14 protein-coding genes, 1 tRNA gene and 4 pseudogenes are annotated in these 21817 nt (G+C 57.4%); 11 read left to right on the forward strand and 8 right to left on the reverse strand.

Annotated features, from left to right (window positions below; translation table 11 throughout):
• Positions 1 to 37 precede the first annotated feature (37 nt).
• The 4 genes and pseudogenes from CEY11_RS16825 to CEY11_RS16840 all read left to right on the forward strand — a co-directional run bounded on the left by CEY11_RS16825 (position 38) and on the right by CEY11_RS16840 (position 5184).
• Positions 38 to 1317: pseudogene (locus tag CEY11_RS16825) on the forward strand (MFS transporter).
• Positions 1318 to 1343: 26 nt separating this feature from the next.
• Positions 1344 to 2720, forward strand: a complete 1377-nt coding sequence (locus CEY11_RS16830; protein ID WP_088604564.1) for an MmgE/PrpD family protein — start codon at positions 1344 to 1346, stop codon at positions 2718 to 2720.
• Between the two features lie 217 nt (positions 2721 to 2937).
• A pseudogene (locus tag CEY11_RS16835) lies at positions 2938 to 4375 on the forward strand (aldehyde dehydrogenase family protein).
• Positions 4372 to 5184: an enoyl-CoA hydratase gene (locus tag CEY11_RS16840; RefSeq protein WP_088604565.1), complete on the forward strand. Its 813-nt coding sequence runs from the start codon at positions 4372 to 4374 to the stop codon at positions 5182 to 5184. Before CEY11_RS16835 ends, CEY11_RS16840 begins: the two are co-directional and overlap by 4 nt.
• Before the next feature lie 45 nt (positions 5185 to 5229).
• On the opposite strand, the gene CEY11_RS16845 is transcribed toward CEY11_RS16840, so the two are convergent.
• Complete coding sequence (locus CEY11_RS16845; RefSeq protein ID WP_088604566.1) at positions 5230 to 6150, reverse strand: LysR family transcriptional regulator; 921 nt, start codon at positions 6148 to 6150, stop codon at positions 5230 to 5232.
• 190 nt (positions 6151 to 6340) lie between these two features.
• Here CEY11_RS16845 and CEY11_RS16850 point away from each other — a divergent pair, with 190 nt between their 5' ends.
• Genes CEY11_RS16850 through CEY11_RS16870 form a run of 5 tightly spaced genes read left to right on the forward strand, consistent with a single transcriptional unit; the run spans position 6341 to position 11523 of the window.
• Positions 6341 to 7333, forward strand: a complete 993-nt coding sequence (locus CEY11_RS16850) for a Bug family tripartite tricarboxylate transporter substrate binding protein (RefSeq protein ID WP_158215346.1) — start codon at positions 6341 to 6343, stop codon at positions 7331 to 7333.
• 29 nt (positions 7334 to 7362) lie between these two features.
• Positions 7363 to 8181 carry a TauD/TfdA dioxygenase family protein gene (locus CEY11_RS16855; RefSeq protein ID WP_088604568.1) on the forward strand — a complete coding sequence of 273 codons (819 nt, stop codon included), beginning with the start codon at positions 7363 to 7365 and terminating at the stop codon, positions 8179 to 8181.
• On the forward strand, positions 8178 to 9416 hold the full coding sequence (locus CEY11_RS16860; RefSeq protein ID WP_088604569.1) for a thiolase C-terminal domain-containing protein: 1239 nt from the start codon (positions 8178 to 8180) through the stop codon (positions 9414 to 9416). Before CEY11_RS16855 ends, CEY11_RS16860 begins: the two co-directional genes overlap by 4 nt.
• On the forward strand, positions 9409 to 9849 hold the full coding sequence (locus tag CEY11_RS16865; RefSeq protein ID WP_158215347.1) for a Zn-ribbon domain-containing OB-fold protein: 441 nt from the start codon (positions 9409 to 9411) through the stop codon (positions 9847 to 9849). Before CEY11_RS16860 ends, CEY11_RS16865 begins: the two co-directional genes overlap by 8 nt.
• Positions 9850 to 9885: 36 nt before the next feature.
• Positions 9886 to 11523 carry an AMP-binding protein gene (locus CEY11_RS16870; protein WP_088604571.1) on the forward strand — a complete coding sequence of 546 codons (1638 nt, stop codon included), beginning with the start codon at positions 9886 to 9888 and terminating at the stop codon, positions 11521 to 11523.
• 178 nt (positions 11524 to 11701) lie between these two features.
• Here the strand turns inward: CEY11_RS16870 and CEY11_RS16875 are convergent.
• From CEY11_RS16875 to CEY11_RS16890, 4 genes and pseudogenes are all read right to left on the reverse strand, one after another.
• A pseudogene (locus CEY11_RS16875) lies at positions 11702 to 12076 on the reverse strand (transposase); the annotation flags it as partial.
• Between the two features lie 522 nt (positions 12077 to 12598).
• Positions 12599 to 13572: pseudogene (locus CEY11_RS16880) on the reverse strand (IS110 family RNA-guided transposase).
• A 238-nt stretch (positions 13573 to 13810) separates the two neighbouring features.
• Positions 13811 to 13886 (reverse strand) — tRNA-Asn (locus tag CEY11_RS16885).
• Between the two features lie 179 nt (positions 13887 to 14065).
• On the reverse strand, positions 14066 to 15028 hold the full coding sequence (locus CEY11_RS16890) for a LysR family transcriptional regulator (protein ID WP_332888374.1): 963 nt from the start codon (positions 15026 to 15028) through the stop codon (positions 14066 to 14068).
• Between the two features lie 93 nt (positions 15029 to 15121).
• Between CEY11_RS16890 and CEY11_RS16895 the strand changes: the two genes are divergently transcribed.
• Together CEY11_RS16895 and CEY11_RS16900 are read left to right on the forward strand one after the other, a co-directional pair.
• Positions 15122 to 16138, forward strand: coding sequence for a Bug family tripartite tricarboxylate transporter substrate binding protein (locus CEY11_RS16895; RefSeq protein WP_088604574.1), 1017 nt, complete (start codon positions 15122 to 15124; stop codon positions 16136 to 16138).
• A gap of 128 nt (positions 16139 to 16266) precedes the next feature.
• A complete protein-coding gene (locus CEY11_RS16900; RefSeq protein WP_088604575.1) occupies positions 16267 to 17292 on the forward strand; it encodes an amidohydrolase family protein in 1026 nt (341 codons plus the stop codon).
• A gap of 178 nt (positions 17293 to 17470) precedes the next feature.
• Here CEY11_RS16900 and CEY11_RS16905 read toward each other — a convergent pair whose 3' ends face one another.
• From CEY11_RS16905 to CEY11_RS16915, 3 genes are read right to left on the reverse strand one after another with little or no spacing between them, the layout of a single operon-like run.
• Positions 17471 to 19060, reverse strand: coding sequence for a DHA2 family efflux MFS transporter permease subunit (locus CEY11_RS16905; protein WP_088604576.1), 1590 nt, complete (start codon positions 19058 to 19060; stop codon positions 17471 to 17473).
• Positions 19057 to 20244, reverse strand: coding sequence for an HlyD family efflux transporter periplasmic adaptor subunit (locus CEY11_RS16910; RefSeq protein WP_088604577.1), 1188 nt, complete (start codon positions 20242 to 20244; stop codon positions 19057 to 19059). Before CEY11_RS16910 ends, CEY11_RS16905 begins: the two co-directional genes overlap by 4 nt.
• 32 nt (positions 20245 to 20276) lie before the next feature.
• Positions 20277 to 21812 carry an efflux transporter outer membrane subunit gene (locus CEY11_RS16915; protein WP_088604578.1) on the reverse strand — a complete coding sequence of 512 codons (1536 nt, stop codon included), beginning with the start codon at positions 21810 to 21812 and terminating at the stop codon, positions 20277 to 20279.
• Positions 21813 to 21817: the final 5 nt, after the last annotated feature.

Below are 21817 nucleotides of genomic sequence, written 5' to 3' on the forward strand. Positions count from 1 at the left end.
ACGTCTAAGGCCGTAGGTCAAGAGGTGGGGGAATCGTTTGTATAGGAAAGTACTGGTGCGTATCGTGCCGCTACTTTTGTTGGCCTATGTTGTCGCACAGCTCGATGGTGTGAATGTGGGCTTTGCGAAGCTGGAGATGCTTGCGATCTAGCATTAAGCGATACAGTTTACGCGCTAGGCGCAGTAATGTTTGATTGGGGGGTACTTTCTATTCGAAATTCCGAGTAACCTTTTACTGATTCGATTCGGTGCCCGTTTTTGGGTTGCCAGAATTATGGCAACCTGGGGAATCGTGTCGTGCGCAATTGCATTTGTGGCTCCCCTTGCAGCTTTTGCGCATGTAGAGACTTCAACGATGTTTTACATTCTCCGGTTCTTGCTGGGAATTTGTGAGGCAGGATTCTTTCCGGGAGTGATTCTATACTTTAATTTTTGGCTCCCATCCCACCGGCAAAGCTTACCCATGTCTTTGTTTGTAATTGGCATTCCATTGAGCTTATCATTTGGCAGCATCCTTTCCGGCTGGCTCATGGAAATTACTCATGGCGCCATGGGCTTCAATGGCTGGCAGTGGATGCTGCTAATTGAGGGGTTGCCTGCTGTTGTACTCGGATTGGTCGTGTATCTATGGCTGAATGACGGTATTGATTCCGCAAAATGGCTGTCACCCGATGAGCGTGTGCTGTTGAGGGACAACCTGGATAGCGAAAATCACAAGAAGAAGGGCCGTATACGCGACGCTATACGAAATCCCTATGTATGGCTTCTATCAGGTATCGAGCTGGCTTTTAGTACGGGATTCTATGGGCTTGTGTTTTGGCTTCCGTCGATCATCAAGGCATCGGGCGTCCAGAATCCACTGGATATAGGTTTTTTGGCAGCGATTCCTTATCTGGTTGCCGTGATTACGATGGTGTCGATTGGGGCTATACAAACAGGACGGGAAGGCGTCGTCGCTGTGGTATTTCAGCTGCCTGTGCGGCTGGCTGAGGGCTCATACTAAGTGCGATGTTCTATACCAATGTTCCACTCTCTATATTTTTTACCGTTTCTGTTTCGGGGATTTTGGGGCTAATTGCATTATTCTGGACTTGGCCAGGCCAAATTCTCAAGGGGGCCGCCGTCGCCACTGGGCTAGGTATTATCAACTCTGTAGGAAATTTGGCAGGTACCATTGGGCCGATGATCACCGCCTTCACGAAGGAACTCATGGGAAACATCAATAATGGAACTTATGTACTAGGCGCTTGCTTATTCTTGGCCGGCATTCTGGTGGCGTTTATCCCGAAATCGTTTGACGCGTCGGCCCGCCGCTAGCGGGTAGGACACAAAGAGAAGAGACTATGACTACTAGAGCCCTTTCTAAATACGTCACCACGCTCAATTTAGAGATGATTCCAGTCGCTACACGAGAGGCGGCTAAACGTCTGTTTCTTGATGGTGTGGGTTGTTTGATCGCGGGGATACAAGGAACCCCGGCGCGAATGGTAGCCAATATGGTTGTTGCGCTGGAGGGGAATCGCGGGACGCAGAGCACGATAGTGATATCGAATGAACGTGCGTCCGCTCGTGATGCAGCATTTGTTAACGGTGTAACGTTATACAGTGTCGGTGTCAACGACATACACAAAGCTTCTTGCTCTCATCCAGGGGGATGTACTATCCCTACGGTGCTTGCTGTCGGAGAGTGGCTCCAGTCTTCAGGTGCCGACATGATTTCGGCAATGATTGCGTCATATGATGTGATCGGCCGCTTGGGTCGTGCGACGATGCCTAGTCATCGCGCCAGAGGTTTTCACGCTACAGGCACTTACGGAACATTTGGAGCGACCGCGGCAACTGGCCGACTGCTGGGGCTAGACGTGGAAACCATGGCGTCCGCGTTCGGTATTGCGGGAAGCCAGGCTGCGGGGCTCTTGAGCTTTCAGACGGATGGGGCACTCACGATGATTTTTCATGCGGGGCGCTCGGCGCAGAATGGTGTCGAGGCATGCCTGCTTGCACGAGAAGGGCTGGATGGTCCGAAAACCGTATTTGAGGATCCTCATGGCGGATTCTTGTCTGCCACGTCCGATGACTCCGATCCAAGCGCATTGACTGGCCGCCTCGGTGAGTTCTACGAGATTGACGATACGTCATTCCGGCCGTTCTACGGCTGTACATACACGGTCGCAGCCTCTAGTGCTACCAAAGCGATCGTTGATCGGGTGCCCCGTTACCGAGTAGATGGTATTACCGGGGTGGCGATTCGTTGCCATCATGTCGTGATGGAAGAAGTCAATGATCCGGATCCACAGACGCTTTTGGCCGCGCGCTTAAGCATGCAATTCAATGTCGGGCTTGTTTTGGTTCGTGGTGACGTGGTCGTCGGGGACGTCACTGAAAAGGATCTTTGGAACCCGTTGATTCGACGATTATTGCCGGCCATCACGTTTCAGCGAGATGATTCCCTTTCACATTGGGCGAGCGGGGTGACAATCCGATTCAACGATGGGCGTATTGAAACCTGCGAGGTATCGCACCCCAAGGGAGATCCCGCGAACCCGATGGATTGGGACGCTACGACCCATAAGTTCCACCGCTTGCTTGAGCCTGCTGTTCCTCAAGTGCAACGGGACGATATTGTGCGTATCGTACGCAATATTGAAAAGGAAAATGGCGCATCGGTGATGGCTGCTATTCGGGCGGCCGCGCATCCCGACAAAGAAAAATCCGTGTGAGATGGTTTTGTGATATGAGATCACCCGTACGGAGTTTTGAAAGAGATTCTTTTGAAAAACCGCATGGACAAACTCTGAATGACGTTGTCAGAATACATGAGGCATCGATTACCGAATTTCGCTTTTCATTCATTGGTATCTTTTAAGAGCTTCCAGGGAGAGGATTGTGCTGCGCGTGCGCGATGTGCTTTGGATGTCTCTCGTCCCGCGGAGTTTTATGGCGTCGAGTATAAATTGCGATCTTTTCATTGATGGCCAATGGCAAGCAGCCTCTGGCCCACTGTTACCCGAAATTGTTGATAGCTATACGGGCGAGCCGTTTGCGAAATTCAAAAGCGCCTCTGCGGCGGATGTCGACAGGGCTGTGGGCGCGGCGGTTGTGGCTTTCCCACAGTGGTCGACCTCGCCTCTGACAGACCGGGTTTCGTGCGTACGCAAGATCGCTGATGGGCTGCGAAACAGATCCGCTGAAATCGCTGCCATCATTTCGATAGAAGTCGGGATGCCCGCCAAGTTGTCGAAACGTATTCAGGCTGATGCACCAGTCGCCGCATGGAGTACGTATGCGGATATCGCGGAAAGCTTCGAGTGGGAGCAGCGACTGGGGCACTCCGTGGTTGTTCAAGTCCCTGTGGGGGTTGTTGGTTGCATCACACCCTGGAATTATCCATTACATCAAATAACGGGAAAGATCGCGCCGGCGCTATTGGCTGGGTGCACTGTGGTACTCAAACCCTCCGAGCTTGCGCCCATCAGCGGCGATTCTTGCCGAGGTTATTGAAGAGGTGCAACTGCCGAAAGGGGTATTTAATCTGGTTCATGGGACTGGTTCGGTCGCCGGCTCAGCTCTCGTTGCCCATCCAGATATTGATATGGTTTCGTTCACGGGCTCAACGCGAGCCGGGCAGCATATTGCGCAAATTTGTGCGGCAACGACGAAGCGTGTTGCGCTTGAAATGGGCGGAAAATCTGCAGCTGTCATGCTCCCGGGTGCTGATACTGCGGCGGCTGTGAAGGCGACTCTGGGTAGTTGTCTCTTGAATTCTGGGCAAACCTGCTCCGCGACAACGCGCTTGCTAGTGCACGAAGATTCGTATCATAAGGTGGCGTCACTCGTCACTGAAATGATGCCTGGTTGGCGTATGGGGGATCCTGCTGATCCGGCTACGCGCCTAGGGCCGCTGGTAAGTGAAGCTCAGAAGCAAAAGGCCCTTCAGATGGTGGATGCCGCTCGGGCCAGTGGCGCGGAGTATCTGGTTTCTCCTGCAGCGACGCCGGAACAAGGATTTTTCGTTCCGCCCATTGTGCTCGGTAACGTGGAGCGGGATATGCCAATCGCGAACGAAGAGGTCTTTGGCCCGGTATTGACAGTCATGACATACAGGGATGTCGAAGACGCCGTGCGCGTCGCCAACGGGACAAAATATGGCCTAGCCGCGACGGTTTGGGCACGGACGCCCGAAGAGGGGTTAGCACTGGCTCGCCGCCTGCGCGCAGGCCAAGTCGATGTCAACGGCGCACCATTTAATCCAGCGGCGCCATTTGGTGGCTTTAAACAGTCGGGGATTGGTCGTGAAAACGGTCAGTACGGTCTAGAAGAGTTTCTCGAACCAGTTTCCATTCAACTTCCTCCTTCATATGTTGAGACGTTATGAGTTTTGAACAGATTTCCTACGCAGTTGAGGGGTATGTTGCTGTGATTACGCTGTCACGCCCGAATAGAATGAATGCTCTGACCAAGGTGCTGGAAAGTGAGTTGAGGGACGCAACAGAACGGGCCGCGCGCGATGACAACGTGAGGGCGATTGTTTTAACGGGCGAGGGCAGGGCCTTTTGTGCCGGTATGGATATGGAGGAATTGGAGGTGCTGCCTCCCGACGATATTCGGGCCGAAAATTGGATGCGTCCGTATGACATGAATCGACGGGCGGATTATCAGACCCGTTATTCGTATTTCCCGGCTGTCCCAAAGCCGGTTATTAGTGCCGTTAACGGTGCGGCGGCAGGGCTGGGAATGGTATTAGCCTTGTACAGTGACTTCCGCTTGGCGTCAGAAAAAGCCGTTTTCTCTACCGCTTTCGCGAAACGGGGGCTGATCGCCGAACATGGTATCGCTTGGATTCTCCCGAGAATAGTCGGCCATGCGAACGCCATGGATCTTTTGCTGACCTCTCGAAAGGTGACTGCTGAAGAAGCGAAAGCAATGGGGTTGGTCAGCAGGGTTTTGCCTCCAGAGCAACTGCTATCTGCTGCGATGACGCTCGCGACTGAGCTCTCCGCAATAGTATCGCCGCGCTCCGTCAAAGTGATGAAGCGGCAGTTATGGGAATCTCCTTATCAATCTCTAGGGGAAGCAATCACGTTGGCAAATACCGAAATGTTTACGAGCCTACAGAGTGACGATTTCCGAGAAGGTGTTGCTCATTTCCTGGAAAAACGCGCGCCAAACTTCTTGGGGAAATAGTGACTTTCAGCATAGATGGCGCTGTGTGCGTTCGAGCTATAGCAGTTACTCAGTATCAAGCCGGCGGGTTGGCCTAGCAGTAGGCCAGATTTTCTTGATCGCACCGATCACTGCTCCGATCAGCGGGTCGTTTTCACGGTTCCGAAGGTAAGCTACAAAGAAATCATATTCAGCAATGGCTTTTCTAGATATGCATAACAAGCCTGCGCGCTCGCTATCGAATGCTCGCGGCTCAGGCAGCAACGTTAAGCCAATGCCAGACTCTGCCATGGCACGTGCTAGCATATGATTGTCTGTTCTAGCGACCACATTATTTTCGAATTCATGGCCGGAAAACAAGCGCTCAAGAATTTTCGGATATGCGAGATGTTTATCGGTAAAGGCGATCCATGGGGCCATGGCGAGCGACGCCAATTCGGCGTCCTCGACCCGGTCTCTCCATGTAATCGGGCCGACGACACGATATCGAAAAGTAGTGAGGTGAATGTAGGACAACGCTGGATCAATTGCTTCGCCGAGCGTCATGCCAAGATCTAGTTCACCAGTCTTCAGCCCTTCCGTTGTGCCCATGGCGTGGCGGATATGCACAGTCATTTTAACAAGAGGGTGCTGTTTCAAAACAGTTGCCGCAATAGCCCCAATACGGCTGTCCGCTGGGTCAGCGATAGACGATACTGCCACGCGACCACAGACCCGATCACTCAGCGATCTTGCATAAGATGAAAAGGTCGATGCATCGTTGAGTAGAGCTTTGGCCCTGCTAAGCAGCACCTCACCATGTGGGCTAAGTTCCAAGCTTCGGTTTATGCGGTTGAATAATTGAACCCCTAGATTCTGCTCTACCGCTTTGATATGGGCACTGGCAGCTGAAAGGCTCAAGTGCAGCCTTTCAGCTGCCTTTGTCAAATTCTGTTCCTCCGCTGTGGCGATGAAGGTTCTTAATTGAACGAGATCGACAGGATGCATACGTGTGGGCTTCCGAAAGATGTGTCGGATTGATTTTTCTGGAAAATATATTTCTGAAAATCAAAAATAAATGTGCTGAAAATACGTATGGACGCCGCCTGCTCGCTTAACGCATACTGATACGTAAGAGGATATCAATGCGATTTGGTGAAAATGGATCGTTTCATTTAGATTAATGGAGATAGTTATAATGGTTCAAAAAATTATTAGCATTGCGGCGTTAAGAGTTGGCTTATTCTGTGTTGTGGCACTCTCCAGCTCCGTTTTTGCTGGCACATATCCAGAACGTCCAATTGAAATTATCTGCCCGTACCCGGCGGGAACATCCAGTGATGTGACGACAAGAGAGTTGGCCACTCATATGGCGGCGATTCTAAAGCAGTCTGTCGTGGTAATCAATAAGCCAGGCGCAGGAGGACTCATTGCAACAGTAGATGCAGCACGGGCCAAACCCGACGGATACACGCTATTTGCTGCTGCTAACGGTACCCAGTATATCAATCCTATTATTTATAAAAAGGTCAATTATGACCCATTTAAAGATTTTACTCCAATTTCCAGATACGTTTCTTACCCAAACGTGCTGGTGGTGAACGCAAATCAACCTATCAAGAATCTTGCTGATTTAGTTGCTCTCGCGAAGTCCCGAACCGGAAATAAGTCCCTGTCATTCGGAACCGGTGGGAATGGAACGACATCGCATATCGCTGGCGCACAGTTTCAGAAGATGATCGGGGCTGATCTATTAAATGTTCCCTATCAAGGAACAATCTCAGCGGTTAGAGAAGTGGTCGCTGGTCGTGTCGATATGGTGTGGGGGAATTTGAATATTACCATGCCGTTCATCCAGAGTGGAAAATTGCGCCCGCTCGCTATTTCTTCAGCTAGGCGACACCCGTTATTACCGGATACACCGACGTTTAAAGAGGTGGGTTATCCAGAGGCTGAAATGAATGTATGGAGTGGCCTAGTCGCTCCTGCGGGGACGCCGCCAGAAATTATTAAGAAATTGAATCGGGTTATCGTTGAAGCCGTGAAAAATCCTTCTCTCGTCAAAAACTATGAAACCTCTGGAGCACAGCCAGAAAGTGATGCTAGCCCGGAAGCGTTCGCCGAGTTTCTGAAAGAGGAAACCGACCGCTGGTCTCCTGTGATTCGGTCGCTCGGTATTGTTCTTAATTAATCGAATTTGCATTATGTGAAGGTGGTTTTATGAGTATCGAGGTTATTCAACTCACTCCCAATATAGCGGCTGAAATTAAGGGGATCGATTTGAGGGTTTTTGAAAAATTTCAAATAGATCAAATAAGGAAGGCCTTTTTAGAGCATGGTGTTATCGTTTTTCGCGATCAATTTCTGAGTCCCGAGCAACATGTGAATTTTGCGAAAAGCATGGGTGACGTGATGGTGTATGGGGGCTATAAGCCATTTGATGATCTGCCTACCGGCATGTTCCGTTTTGCAAACGACGGGAAAGAAAAGACCATCACGGAACATTGGCACTTTGATGGTACGTACTATGACATGCCGCCCGCCGCGGGCATTCTGGCGCCACAAAAAATTCCTGCCATCGGCGGCGATACTATGTGGTCCAACCAGTATGTCACGTATGAACGGCTGTCAGATGGTATGAAGAAACTGCTTTCCGGCCTCTGGACGGAATGTGTCTCGCATCGTTCCAGTCGGAAATACAACAACGAGCTGATGTCAGCCACGCAGCCTGCCATTCGCAAGCATCCGGAAACAGGCCGCCTATCGCTCAATATTGGGCATCCGGAAACCTGCGTACAGTTTGTCGGGATGACTGAGGAAGAAAGCCAGCCACTCATTCGGCATCTGCATGCGCAGACGCATGAGCCGGACAATGTTTATCGTCATCAGTGGAGACTGGGCGATGTCGTCCTGTGGGACAACCGGTGCACTATGCATTATGCGATCCATGATTACGGCATGGCTGAGCGTGAGATGTATCGGATGACGATCTTGGGCGATCGACCGCGGGGCCCACTGGGCCAGCAACCGGCGGAATGATATCCAGCACGGACATGGGCGAGAAAGAAACGAACAAATTTCGTAGCCGATTCGCCGCGCAACGTGTGGCGATTGCAGGTATCGGGATGACGAAACTATCGAAGGAATCCGGCAAGACAGAGCAGCAGTTGGCTGTCGAGGCTATTCTCACGGCAGTTGAAGATAGTGGGCTGGATCTGCAGTCTATCGATGGCATTGTGAAGTATTCGGCGGATTCGACCAAGGAAAGTACCTTGGTTGATATGCTCGGATTGTCCAATGCCCGTTTTTTTGCCGAGGTAGGCTATGGGGGTACGGCAACTGTTGGCGTGATTGCGCTGGCCCAAGCTGCGATTGCCTCGGGCCAAGCACGATGCGTAGTGTGCTATCGGGCAATGAACGGTCGATCCGGCATGCGATACGGTCGAGGCGAGCGTATGCTGAAATCTAAGAGTGACGATATCGCAATCGCGGATGGCAGCCGTACGTTTGGCAGTGCCTTGACTGGCCCATTTGGGTTGTTGTCGCCTAGCCAACTTATGGGACTGTGGGCACGACGCTACGCTTACGAATTCGGTTTTGATGACGAGACCTTGTCGGGTGGGTTGGCTGCTGTCGCGATGACTCAGCGCGCCTACGCGGCAAACAATCCTCATGCGATGCTTCGCGATCGGCCATTGTCGCTTGAGGATTATCAGTCGAGCCGCATGATTGCCGAGCCGCTGCGTCTGCCTGATTTTTGTCTTGAAGTGGATGGCGGCGCGGCGATTCTCGTTGCGGATCCAGATTGGGCTAGGGGCAGGGTACGTAAGCTTGTCCCCGTCCTCGCCGTAGATCGCAATCTTGAGCGAGGCGGCGATACCCCTACGCTTTACCACGAACGGATGGATCGCCTGGTTTCGGAACGTGCCCGCCGAATTTTTTCATTGGCCGATGTCAGTCCAGAGGACGTAGATGTCGCTGCTATTTATGATGCGACCAGTGTCATGGTGTTGATGGCACTCGAGGATTATGGCTTTTGCGGTCGAGGAGAAGCCATTGAGTTCGCAAGGACGGGACAACTGGGGATCCAGGGGAAACTGCCCACCAATCCTCACGGCGGCCTGCTATCGGAGGGCTATTTGCACGGCATCAACAATCTGCTTGAGGTGGTGCGTCAAATGAGAGGCGAATCTGTCAACCAGGTCGCTGGTGCCCAGGTCGGCTTTTACACGGTGGGTAATGGTTCCGTGCTATTGGGAGACGCCGATGCGTGAATCTAAAATGCTGCCCGCTGATGAGAGCGTATCCGCCAAAAGCGTCATCCTGCCAGAGGCGAGTGGTGCCGTTCAAATGTTTTGGCAGGGAGCCGCCAGCGGGAAACTGCTAGTGCAGCGTTGCCAACACTGCGGACATATATGGCATCCGCCTTCCGATGTGTGTGGCAAGTGCCAGTCTATGAATATTGACTGGGTTCCTGCCTCTGGAAAAGGAGTTCTCTATAGCTACACGAAGGTTCAGCACGCAGTGCACGCCGCCGTGCAGTCCTGGATTCCGTACATCTTATGCATGGTGGAGCTAGATGAAGGAACTCGCATTCTGTCCCTATTTGATGACGCCAAGGCGCCGCCATTGATTGGGAAAACGGTAGCATTGCGTTTTCAGAAGATGCCGGAAGGGCTCCAGCTCCCCATTTTTTTTCACGATTGAATCGCATATCTAAATATTTGTACCCGAGAAATATTCATGCAACACCTCCCCCAGACTCCCTTCGATGAGAACTGCACGATCGCAGGGCTCCTGACAGCGCGTGCCGAGGCCCTTGGGTCGCTTCCATTTGTCGCTTTTGAGGGCCAGGAATGGACATACTCGCAAACGCTGGAGCATTCGCGCACATTTGCCCGTGCATTGTCCGTGGTTGGTGGCCAGATCGCCGATCGCGTTGCAATGATGGTCGAGAATCGGCTCGAGTTCTTTGCGGCGTGGTTCGGAACGGCGTTGGCAGCAGGGGTACATGTCCCGTTGAATCCAGAGTACCGAGGGGAAATTCTGCGTCAGGTATTAGTGGACATCGCCGCGCGTTATGTTGTCGTCGAGTCACATCTGTTGCCGAATCTCCTGTCCGCAATGGACGGCACCGATCACAAGATCGAACTTCTAGTGATTATGGATCACGATCCCTCGCAGGCGCTGCCCAATAGTGAAAGCTGGCGTGCGCTTTCTTGGGAGATTTTTTTGGAGGGGGGCATAGGCGTTCAAATGCCAGAGTACCAGCGCTCGGCCTACGAGCTCGGTGCGGTGATGCTTACCTCGGGGACGACGGGGGTTTCAAAAGGCGTAATGGTGTGCGATAAACACGCGATCACGCAGGGTAGGGAAGCAGCAGAAGCTTACGGCATTCAATCCGATGACGTGATGTTTACGTGTTTGCCGCTCTTTCACGCGAACGCGGCATGGTCGACGGTGCTGGCTGCGTTGCAATCGGGAGCAAAGGTTGCGCTGTCTCGCCGTTTTTCGGCCCGTAGGTTTTGGAAGGATGCGGCGGAGTTGGGCGCGACACAGGTCGCCTTACTAGGAACGATGCTGCATATGCTGGTCGCGCAACCACCGTCTGATGCCGATCGTGCTCATCGCGTCCGGATCGGGAACTCGGTACCTTGCCCACCTGATGTGATGATTGCCTTCGAGCGCAGGTTCGGCGTGCATTTGTTGGAGACCTACGGCAATACCGAAACGAAGCGAATCCTCAGCAATCGTCACTATCATCGGAAGCTTGCCTCGGCGGGTTATCCCACGCCGACCAGCATTGTCGAAATTCACGATGAGAATGGATGGCGTGTGTCGCCGGGTGTGATCGGTGAGATGGTTTATCGCCCTAAAGAGCCAGGCATTATAACGTTAGGTTATCTGAATAAGCCGGAAGCAACACTTGCCATGGTGCGTAATGGATGGTGGTGCACGGGTGATCTCGCTTGGCAGGATACCGACGGTTTCGTCTATTTTGCCGGCCGCAAAAAAGACGCACTGCGGCGCCGGGGAGAGAACGTATCTGCTTTCGAGGTTGAGCGCGCGTTGATGTCTCATCCAGGTGTGCTGCTTGCAGCAGTAGTCGCTGCACTATCCGAATTGTCGGAAGACGAGATTTTGGCGGCAGTGGTTCGCGCTCCGGGGTCGACCGCTACTGAAGAGGAAGTTTTCAAGCACGCAGATGAGAATCTGCCGCATTTCATGGTGCCCAGATACATCGCCTTTGTCGACAGTCTGCCCGAGACCACGACTGGGAAAATCGCCAAGGCTGGGCTTTCGGAACAGCTTATGCAGGGTGAGGTGTGGGATAGCGAACGTGTGGGGTTGGCAGCTACGCGCACGCGTAGAAATACGTAGTTGGTGCTGAATAACCCAGTTTTCAGGCATACATGCCGGTTGGCGCGTTTACGAGTCTAAGCTCACCGAGACTGCTGATCGATAGCCTGAAATGAAGTTTCTGCCGATAATCTTTATCGGCGCGCGTTCCATCGCCATGATCCATGCATAAAAAAGCCGCAGCTAGTGTCGTGTTTGATTAGTTTAGATTCTTACGAGCGATGCTCTGTTTGACCCGCTCAAACTTGGCCAAAATGACCTCGGCATGCTTTGTCCAACGGAATGGCTTTGCCCCATATGCATTATGAGCATCAATAAACTGTCGAATCGACTCGCGCGATCCCTGCACGCTGCCGAAGACGCCCCGATACAGCGCTCTGCGCTCGAGGCTTGCGAACCATCGCTCGACAGCATTCAGCCACAAGGCGCTCGTCGACGTGCAGTGCAGCTTGACGCGCTGGTGCTTGGCAAGCCAGGCTTTCACTTTGGCGGTCTTGTGCGTGGAACTATTGTCGAGGATGACATGTAGATTCATCGCAGCGTCGGTCGCTTTGTCGATCTGGCGCATGAGTTCGAAGAACTGACGCGCTTAGTGGGTGCCGTAAGCTCCCCCAGAGAGTAGTAGACGATAGCCAGTAGAATTTCGGAGCCTCCTAGAGTCGGAGACTCCCTTGAAGAAAAGCAGATTTACCGAAAGCCAGATTGTTGCGGTGCTCAAAGAAGGTGAGGGCGGAATCCCGGTCGCCGTACATGGACGCCCCCGGTTTGCCAAGCTTTCATTTCGATGATGGGTCGAAGGAAGAGATTGCAGCCGTACATTCGGACTTTCGGTGTGGTATTTCTCCACTGTCCCTGATGGAATCTGCTGGCTGGCGCCCCCATCGTTAACACGCGAATCGTTGTCGCATCGGGGGAAACGGGCTTTACCAACCACGATCTAACCTGTCTTGCCATCAATGTCGTGATCGCCTGAGCAATCGGTGAGGTGAAATCTGCTGCGTGTTGATGATGTATATAGGGTGAGCGGGTCAGGCTACACGTTCGCTGCACCGACCACATGGTCGGGCTGGAAGCGGCGGTTATAAAACAGCACCGCTCAGACTATCCTGGCCGTCTTGTTCGCTTGGGCTACCACGGCGATGTTCGTGCCCCGTCGATGGATCAGCTTACAGAGCCAGTGTTCGGGAGGCGCCTTTCTGCCAATGCTATAGGCAAGTGATCGGGCCCCGTGAATCAGCAACGTTCGCAGGTAGACGTCGCCCCGCTTGTTGATACTAAGTAACGTAGGCTTGCCGCCGCTGGAGTGTTGCCTGGGCACCAGCCCAAGCCATGCGGCAAGCTCCCGTCCGCTCTTGAAGTTGCGAGCATCTCCCACTGTGGCCACCATTGCTGTGGCGGTCAATGGCCCAATGCCCGGAATCTGCTCAAGCCGCTGGCTCGCCTGGTCACTTCGGTGCCAGGCCTTGATCTGAATCTCAATCTTGTCGACCTGCCGATCCAGCAGCCTCAAGTGCTCCAGCAGCCGTTCCACGAGCGCCCGAAACATACCTGGCACCTCACTGGCTGCATCCTCAATCAGCGCGGGCACTCGTTGCCGGATGTAGCTAATGCCTTGAGGCACAACCAGATCATACTCTGCCAGTAGGCCCCGGATTTGGTTGGCCTGGGCGGTTCGCGCCTTGATGAATCCCTGACGTGCCCGGTGTAGCGACAACACGGCCTGCTGATCAATGCTCTTGATAGGTACAAACCGCATCGTGGGCCGACCGACCGCTTCACAGATCGCCTGGGCATCGGCGACGTCATTTTTATCGCTCTTGACGTAGGGTTTGACGAATTGTGGTGCGATCAGCTTGACCGTATGTCCCAAAGCCTGCAACTGACGGGCCCAGTGGTGGGCGCTGCCGCAAGCTTCCATGCCAATGAGACACGGCTCCAGATTGGCAAAGAACGCCGTTATCTGATCACGTCGCAGTTGCTTGCGTAGAACCACCTTGCCCCGCGCATCCGCGCCGTGAACCTGGAATACGTTCTTTGCAAGGTGTCGATGCCGACCGTCGTAATCTTCATGGTGGACGCCCCCCTGAGATGCAGTGAGTGTTGACACCCTCACTTTAGGGCAGCTCGATGCCGTGCGGCTTCAGGTAGGGGCGTCCATCCCATTGTTAATGGGGTAGAGCCCGAAAAATGTTCGCGGGTGTGGTTTTCTAGCCAACCGAAATTGAACTTTCAGGGGTACACAGAGGGTACACAGCGCCAAGAAACAAAAAGCCAACTCCGAAGAATTGGCTTAAGTGTTTGATTTATTTGGCTCCCCGAACTGGGTTCGAACCAGTGACCTGCGGATTAACAGTCCGTCGCTCTACCGACTGAGCTATCGGGGAATTAAAGAAGCGAAACTATAGCAAGAATTCAGGGGCCGTGCAAACGCAGCCCCTGGGTGGCGGGACTGTGCTGCGCGCCGCTACAGGCGTAGCTCGACGGGCTCTCGGGCAGCCGCACAACTCACTGCCGTTTCAGAGCGCCGTTTCCCTTCGGCAAGGCGGCCACATGCATCGCCATCTCAGCGCCGCGCGGCTTTGCCCGCGATCAGGGATTGCGCCAATTTTATGAAACGTTGGGTCAGGCTGCCGGGCTGGTCGCGGCGGTGGGCGAGGAACAGGGGGCAGTTGGTCGCATCGGCCTGCAGCCGCTTGTAGAGCACCCCCTCGGTGCGTAGCCGTGCGTAGGCGTCGGGCAGCAGCGAGATGCCCACTCCGGCTGCCACCAGGCCTACGATGGCGGTGCCTTCGCGCGCCACCTGGCCAATTCTCGGCACCAGTCCGGCCTTGTTGAACAATTGCATGGTCTGGTCATGGAGCCCGCAGCTGATGTCGCGCGGAAACAGGATCAGGGGCTCTGCGGCAAGATCTTCGATCGCGATTCTGCCTTTGCGTTTCGCCAGGAAGTGGTCGGTGGGGACGACGACGCGCAATTCGTCCCGCCAGAATGGGGTGAGTTGCAGGTGGGGCGGAGGCTGGAACTGCGGCGCGGGGCGCAGCAGCCCGACGTCGATGTGGCGTTCTTCCAGGGCCTGCAGCTGCGGCCCGGTGGGCATGTGCTCGATGTGCAGGCGCGCGTGCGGGAATCCTTCGCGGAAAGTTCGAACCAGTGTCGCGAAGCCGGGAACCAGCGGGACGGATCCGGTGAAGGCGACGCGCAGCAGCCCGGTTCCTCCTTGGACGGCCAGTTTGGTGAGCTGTACGGCGCTGTCCAACTGGCCCAGGGTCAGGCGTGCCTGTTCCAGGAATACTGCTCCGGCCTCGGTGAGCCGGACGCGGCGGTGCGTGCGATCGAACAGGTGCACGCCCAGCGCTTCTTCCAGGGCCTTGATCTGCATGCTCAGCGGTGGCTGGCTGATGTTCAGGCGTTGCGCGGCTGCCGTGAAGTTCCGTTCTTCGGCGACGGCCACGAAGTAGCGCAGCTGGCGCAGGCCTATGTATTCGATTTTTATATGAAAACCCTCCGGAAATATATATTTGACCAGCGGCTTCGCGGCTCAGTATAACCGTCGGGAATGGGGGTTGCGCAAGGTACCGCCCTCATCGACACGGGACATACGACAGGAAAGGAGACAGCGATGACTAATGGAACGGTACTTGAACCTATTCGGCGCGGCGCTATCTGGCGAGCCGTGATCCCGCGGCTTGCCGCGTCGGCATGCGCGATGTTCATGGTGGGCGCTCAGGCGCAGGCGGATACTTTTCCATCGCGGCCGCTTACGATTGTGGTGCCGTTCACGGCGGGCGGCGCGGTGGACAGCGTGGCCCGTGTCGTGGCGGATCCGCTGTCGAAGCTGCTTGGGCAGCCGGTGCTGGTCAGCAACAAGCCGGGCGATCAGGCGAACATCGGCACGTACGAGGTGGTGCGCGCGCCGGCCGACGGCTACACCTTGCTGCTGGGGGCGAACGGCTTGACGACCAACCCGTGGCTGAACAAGAAGCTGCCGTTCGCGCCCTTGCGGGATCTGGCCCCGGTGGCGAAGGTGGGCTATGCGCCGCTGGTGCTGGTGGTGCCCGCCGCGTCTCCGTATAAGACTTTGAGCCAGTTCATACAAGGGGCCAAGAGCAAGAAGGGGGCCATGAATTACGGCTCGGCGGCGGTGGGCGGTTCGGGCCACCTGGCGGGCGAGCTGCTCAAGCGCGACGCGGGCTTCCAGGCGCAGCACGTTCCTTATAAGGGCGGCGCCCCGGCGCTTACGGATCTGATCGGCGGCCGCCTGGATTTCATGATGATCAATCCTCTGGAGGCGGCCCCGCATGTGAAGGCCGGCAAGCTGCGGGCATTGGCGGTTGCCGCGCCGGCGCGCATTGCCTCGCTGCCCGAGGTGCCCACGTTTACACAGGCGGGCCTGAAGGGCTTCGAGGTAACGGTGTGGTGGGGATTCCTGGTGCCGGCCAAAACCCCCGCACCGGTGGTTTCGCTGCTTAGCCGCGACATTCTGAAGGTGCTTGACGACGCTACGGTACGGCAGCGTCTGGCCAGGCTGGGTGCGGTTGTCGAGCCGCAAAGCCCCGAACAGTTCAAGAAGTTCCTGCAAGAGGAAACGCGTCGCTGGGGCGACGTCATACACAGCGCCGGCATCACGGCAAACTGACACCACGCATTGCGCACGGAGCTGCGCATGGGGGCGGCTTCCCGCAAGGGGGCCGCCCGGGGGGCGCATGCGCCCGCGTACGCTTCAGCGCCTCGGCTTTGTAGAAACAGGACGTAAGGATCTTGAGCATGATTATTGATTGTCACGGACATTTCACCACCGCCCCTGCGGCGCTGGAACAATGGCGCATGCGCCAGATAGACGCGGTGCGCGGCGCGGCGCCCATGCCCAGGGCCTCGGAATTGCGCATCAGCGACGACGAGATCCGCGAGGCGATCGAAAGCAATCAATTGCGCGTTATGCGCGAGCGCGGGCACGATCTGACGATCTTCAGCCCGCGCGCCATTTTCATGGCGCATCACATCGGCGACTATGCGGTGTCGTCCACCTGGGCGGCTATCTGCAACGAGATGTGCTTTCGGGTGTCGTCGTTGTTCCCGCAGCATTTTGCGCCCGCGGCCATGTTGCCGCAGAGCCCGGGGGTCGAGACTTCTAGCTGCATCGCCGAGCTGCGGCGCTGCGTCGAGGAATACGGCAATGTCGCGGTGAATCTGAATCCGGATCCTTCGGGCGGCCATTGGGCCAGCCCGCCCTTGAGCGATCGCTATTGGTATCCCTTGTACGAGGCCTTGGTGGAGTACGACGTGCCGGCCATGATACACGTTAGCCAGAGCTGCAATGCCTGCTTCCACACCACCGGCGCGCATTATCTGAACGGCGATACGACTGCCTTCATGCAGTGCCTGGATTCGGAACTGTTCCGCGATTTTCCGACGCTGCGCTTCGTGATTCCTCACGGCGGCGGTGCCGTGCCCTATCATTGGGGGCGCTTCAGAGGCCTGGCGCAGGCATTGCGCAAGCCGCGGCTGCAAGAGCATTTGCTGAAGAACGTGTTTTTCGATACCTGCGTGTATCACCAGCCGGGCATCGATTTGCTGACGCATGTCATCCCCATCGACAACATCTTGTTCGCCAGTGAAATGATCGGCGCCGTGCGCGGCATCGATCCGGACACGGGGCGCAACTTCGACGACACCAGGCATTACGTCGAGGCCTCGGGCCTGTCGCCCGAAGCGTGTTTCCAGATCTTCGAAGGCAACGCCCGGCGGGTCTATCCGCGCCTGGACGCGAAGCTGAAGGCGCAGGGCCGATAATGAAGCGGGGCGCCCATCGGGGCGCCCCATACCGCAGGCCCTTCATGCAGGCCCTTCATGCACGCCCTTCATGCAGGCCGCCACGCGCGGGTCACGCTAGGCGCAAACCATCCTGCGCGAACTACCCCAGGCGGGCTGCGCTGCGCAAGCCGCCGTGCTCCCGCCGGGGCTTCGGCCCTCAGTGCGCCGCCGCCGCTGTTTCCCCGCCGCCGCTCATTCTCTTCGGGCGGGCGAACCAGACCAGGACGATCAGAGCCAGGAAGATGATGGCCGATGCGTAGAAGATGTCAGTGGCAGAGATGGTGAAGGCCTGTTGGTCGATCAGGCCGTTGATCAGCGAGGCCGACTGTGCCTGATCCAGGCCTTTGCCGCCCAGGCCCGACATGGCCGCGTCGAAGGCGGGTTTGCCGGGACGGGCGATTTCCGTCAGCTGCGCGTGGTGCAGGGCGGCGCGGTTTTCCCACAGGGTGGTGGTAATCGACGTGCCGAAGGCGCCGAAGATGAGCCGCACGAAGTTCGTCAGGCCCGCGGCCGCCGGCACGCGGTGCGGATCCAGGCCCGAGAGCGTGATGGTGGTCAGCGGGATGAAGAACATGGCCATGGCCGCACCCTGGATGAAGGTGGGCACCATCACCGTGTAGATGTCGACTTCGGTGTTGAAGTCGGCGCGCATGTAGCTGACCAGCGCGAAGATCAGGAACGACGTGGTGACGATATAGCGCGGGTCGTGCTTGGCGAGCATCTTGCCGACGATGGGCGAGAAGACGATGGCCAATATGCCCACCGGCGCCGAGGCGATGCCGGCATCGGTGGCGGTATAGCCCAGCGTGGCCTGCAGCCACAAGGGCAGCAGCACCACGGTGCCGAAGAACACGCCATAGGCCACCGAGATGGTCACCGTGCCGGAGGTGAAGTTGCGGTTCGTGAACAGTGTCAGATCCACCACGGGGTGTACGGCGGTCAGTTCCCATATCACGAAGAACACGAATGCAATCACGGCAACGACGGCGAGGATGACGATGGTGTTGCTGGCGAACCAGTCCAGTTCCTTGCCCTTGTCGAGCATCAGCTGCAGCGCGGCGACCCACACGACCAGCAGGGTCAGGCCGATGCTGTCTATGGGGCGCTTGACGCGCACCGAGTCGCGCGACTTGTAGATCTGCCACGAGGCCCAGCCGGCGATCAGGCCTACCGGCACGTTGATGTAGAAGATCCAGGGCCAGCTGTAGTTGTCGGAGATCATGCCTCCCAGCAGCGGCCCGGCCACCGGCCCGACCAGCACGGTCATGGACCATAGGGCGAGCGCCATGCCGGCTTTTTCTTTGGGGTAGCTGCCCAGCATCAGCGTCTGCGACAGCGGAATCATCGGGCCGGCCACCGCGCCCTGGATGACGCGGAAGGCCACCAGCGATTCCAGCGACCACGAAAAGCCGCACAGCCAGGAGGCCAGCACGAACAGCAGGGTCGACAGCACGAACAGGCGCACCTGGCCGAAGCGTTGGGTCAGCCAGCCGGTCAGGGGCACGGTGATCGCGTTGGCCACGGCGAACGAGGTGATCACCCAGGTGCCCTGGGTGGCGCTGACGCCCAGGTCGCCGGCGATGGTCGGTATCGACACATTGGCGATCGAAGAGTCCAGTACGTTCATGAACACCGCGGCCGACAGGGCGATGGTGCCGAACACCCGCGCATTGCCGGTCAGGGGCGCATGGCCCGCGGCGGGCGGGCGCGCCGCGGGTTTGGCGGCTCGGGAGTCGTCAGCGCTCATGATCCCAGGTTTTCTTTGATGATCTTGTCGATCAGGGCGTCGACGCCTTGCGTGTTCTTGGCGAAGACGTCGGTTTCAAACTTCGATGTGTCGGCGTTCTGGGCGGCGGGCTTTTGGTCGGGCTCGACCAGATGCACTTCGGCCACCATGGACAGGCCTACGCGCAGCGGGTGCGCGGCCAGCTCCTTGGGATCGAGCGCAATGCGCACCGGCACCCGCTGTACCACCTTGATCCAGTTGCCGCTGGCGTTCTGGGCGGGCAGCAGCGCGAAAGCGCTGCCGGTGCCGGCGGCGATGCCCTCGATATGGCCATGGTAGGTGACGTCGCTGCCGTAGACATCGGCGGTCAGCTTGACTTCCTGGCCCGGCTTCATCTTGGTGATCTGCCCTTCCTTGAAGTTGGCCTCGACCCATACTTGCTGCAAGGGGATGACGGTCATCAGCGGCGTGCCGGGGGCGACGTGCTGGCCGACCTGCACCGAGCGCTGCGCCACGGAGCCATCGGTGGGGGCGGGCAGTACCGTGCGGGCATTGTCCAGCCAGGCGTCGCGCACGCGGTCAGCGGCCTGGCGCACGTCCGGGTGCTGGGCGATGGTGGTGCCGGCGGTCAGCGCCAGATTGGTTTCCAGCTTGGCTTTCGAGGCGGCCAGGGCGGCCTTGGTCTGCGCCAGGGCCGATTCGGCGGTCTTGACGGCGGTGGCTGCGTGCAGGATTTCTTCGCCACTGACGCCGCCCGACTTGGCCAGCATCTGGCGCCGCTTCAAGTCGCTCTGGGCTTTGCTCAGGTCGACCTGGGCGCGCTCTACGTCGGCCTGGCGCATGGCGATGTCGGCTTTCAGCGCGTCGTTCTGCACGAACAGGGTACGCGTGCGCCGCACCGTCTGCGCCAGCGCGGCCTCGGCCTGCTTGAGCGCGACGCGGGAGTCGATCGGGTCGAGCTTGACCAGCGTTTGGCCGCGCTTGACGGTCTGGGTGTTGTCGGCGTCGATGGCCACCACGGTGCCGGCGATCTGCGAGGTGACTTGAACCAGGTTGCCGTGCACGTAGGCATCGTCGGTGGATTCGTAGTGCGAGGCCACCACGAACCAATAGATGGCGTAGCAGATGCCGATGGCGATGAAGATCAGGGCCGCGGTGAGCAGCAGCCGTTTGCGTTTGGGAGCTGGTTTGCTTTCGGTAGTCATGACTATCTCGTGTTTCCGTGAGTCGTGTTGCTTCAGTCTTTGGTGGCGTGGGCGCGGGCGGCGGCGTCGGCCTTGCCGACGGTCGCAGCGCTTGTGCCGGCAGGTATGCCGGCGGGCGCGGGGGCAGGCGCGGCGCCCTTGGCGGCCGCGTGGCCCGCGGCGGCGTCATTGCCGGCAGCCGCGTAGCCGCCGCCCAGCGCGGTGGCGAGCTGGGCGTCCAGGTTGTAGGCGCGCGCTTTCAGGTCGGTATCGAGTATGGCCTGCTTGAGCACTTCGTTCTGTGCCAGCAGTACCTGCACGTAGTTGCCCAGGCCCGAGCGGTAGCGCTGCACGGCGATATCGTAGGCGGCCGAGATCGACTGGTAGCTGGCATGCTGGTCGGCGATCTGTTGCTGCAAAGCGCGTATGGACGTGCTGGCATCGGCCACTTCGCGCACCGCGGTCAGCACGGTCTGGTTGTAATTGGCGACGGCCACGTCGCGCTCCGAGCGCTTGGCGTTCAGTTGAGCGTTCAGCGCACCGCCGTGGAAAATGGGCAGCGTGATGGCCGGGCCGGCGCCATAGACCTTGCTGCCATCCTTCAGCAGCGAGCCCATGCCCAGCGACCAGAAGCCGGCAAAGGCCGACAGGTTCACGTCGGGGTAGAACTCGGCCTTGGCTGCCGAGACTTCGCTGCCGCTGGCCTGAGCCAGCAGTTTTGCGGCGACCACATCGGGCCGGCGGCCCAACAGGCTGAGCGGCAGCTCGGCCGGAACGCCCTGGGGCACGGCGGCCAGCTTGGCGCGATGAATGCTCGTGCCGCGTTCGGGCCCCTGGCCGGCCAGCGCGGCCAACTGGTGGCGCAGCAGATCGGCGTTGGTGTCGGCTTGGCTCAGTTGCACCTTGGCCGCCGATACCGCCGATTCGGCCTGCTTCAGTTCGACCTCGGTGTCCAGGCCGGCCTGCACGCGCTGCTGCGTGATCTTGGCCACGTCCTGCAGTTGCTTGACCATGCGCGCGATCACTTCATGCTGCGCCAGCGCGTCCTGCAGGTTGAAATAGCTTTGCGTGATCGCGCTGATCAGCGTATTGCGGGCCATCTGCGCATCGGCCTGGCTGGCCTGGGCGCGCGACAGGGCGGCGGCATAGCGCGCCCGGTTCTTGCCCCATAAATCCAGGTCGAAGCCGAGCTTCAGCTCCAGGCTGTTGTCGGTGTACATGGCGCCGCCGTAGGGGGGCGGGTAGATGTAGTTTTCCGAGAAGCGCTCGCGCGTGTTGTTGTAGGTGGCGTCCAGCTGCGGCAGGCGCACTGCGCGCGCGCTGCTGACCGCGGCATTGGCGACGGCCAGCCGGGCCGTGGCCGCGGCCAGCGTGGGGCTGTTGCGCAGGCTTTCGTCGATCAGCTGGTTCAGCTGCGGATCCTGGTAGCGGTGCCACCATTGCTCGGTGGGCCAGGCGATGGCCGTGTCTTGCAACCCGATCTTGGCGCCCTGGATTTCATTGAGCGCCGGATTGCCCGGATTGATGGTCGCACAACCGGTAAGCGCGGTAAGCAGCACTATGGCGGATATTGATAGCAGGGGTTTCATGCTGA

This window comes from Candidimonas nitroreducens (genome assembly GCF_002209565.1).
In the GTDB taxonomy this organism is placed as follows: Bacteria; Pseudomonadota; Gammaproteobacteria; order Burkholderiales; family Burkholderiaceae_B; genus Candidimonas; species Candidimonas nitroreducens.

Excerpts from the sequence above, each read along its gene's own strand:
- CEY11_RS16850 (WP_158215346.1), top strand. The coding sequence starts at position 6,341 with ATGGTTCAAAAAATTATTAGCATTGCGGCGTTAAGAGTTGGCTTATTC.
- CEY11_RS16855 (WP_088604568.1), top strand. The coding sequence starts at position 7,363 with ATGAGTATCGAGGTTATTCAACTCACTCCCAATATAGCGGCTGAAATT.
- CEY11_RS16840 (WP_088604565.1), top strand. The coding sequence starts at position 4,372 with ATGAGTTTTGAACAGATTTCCTACGCAGTTGAGGGGTATGTTGCTGTG.
- CEY11_RS16915 (WP_088604578.1), bottom strand. The coding sequence starts at position 21,812 with ATGAAACCCCTGCTATCAATATCCGCCATAGTGCTGCTTACCGCGCTT.
- CEY11_RS16910 (WP_088604577.1), bottom strand. The coding sequence starts at position 20,244 with ATGACTACCGAAAGCAAACCAGCTCCCAAACGCAAACGGCTGCTGCTC.
- CEY11_RS16860 (WP_088604569.1), top strand. The coding sequence starts at position 8,178 with ATGATATCCAGCACGGACATGGGCGAGAAAGAAACGAACAAATTTCGT.
- CEY11_RS16870 (WP_088604571.1), top strand. The coding sequence starts at position 9,886 with ATGCAACACCTCCCCCAGACTCCCTTCGATGAGAACTGCACGATCGCA.
- CEY11_RS16895 (WP_088604574.1), top strand. The coding sequence starts at position 15,122 with ATGACTAATGGAACGGTACTTGAACCTATTCGGCGCGGCGCTATCTGG.
- CEY11_RS16865 (WP_158215347.1), top strand. The coding sequence starts at position 9,409 with ATGCGTGAATCTAAAATGCTGCCCGCTGATGAGAGCGTATCCGCCAAA.
- CEY11_RS16905 (WP_088604576.1), bottom strand. The coding sequence starts at position 19,060 with ATGAGCGCTGACGACTCCCGAGCCGCCAAACCCGCGGCGCGCCCGCCC.
- CEY11_RS16845 (WP_088604566.1), bottom strand. The coding sequence starts at position 6,150 with ATGCATCCTGTCGATCTCGTTCAATTAAGAACCTTCATCGCCACAGCG.
- CEY11_RS16900 (WP_088604575.1), top strand. The coding sequence starts at position 16,267 with ATGATTATTGATTGTCACGGACATTTCACCACCGCCCCTGCGGCGCTG.
- CEY11_RS16830 (WP_088604564.1), top strand. The coding sequence starts at position 1,344 with ATGACTACTAGAGCCCTTTCTAAATACGTCACCACGCTCAATTTAGAG.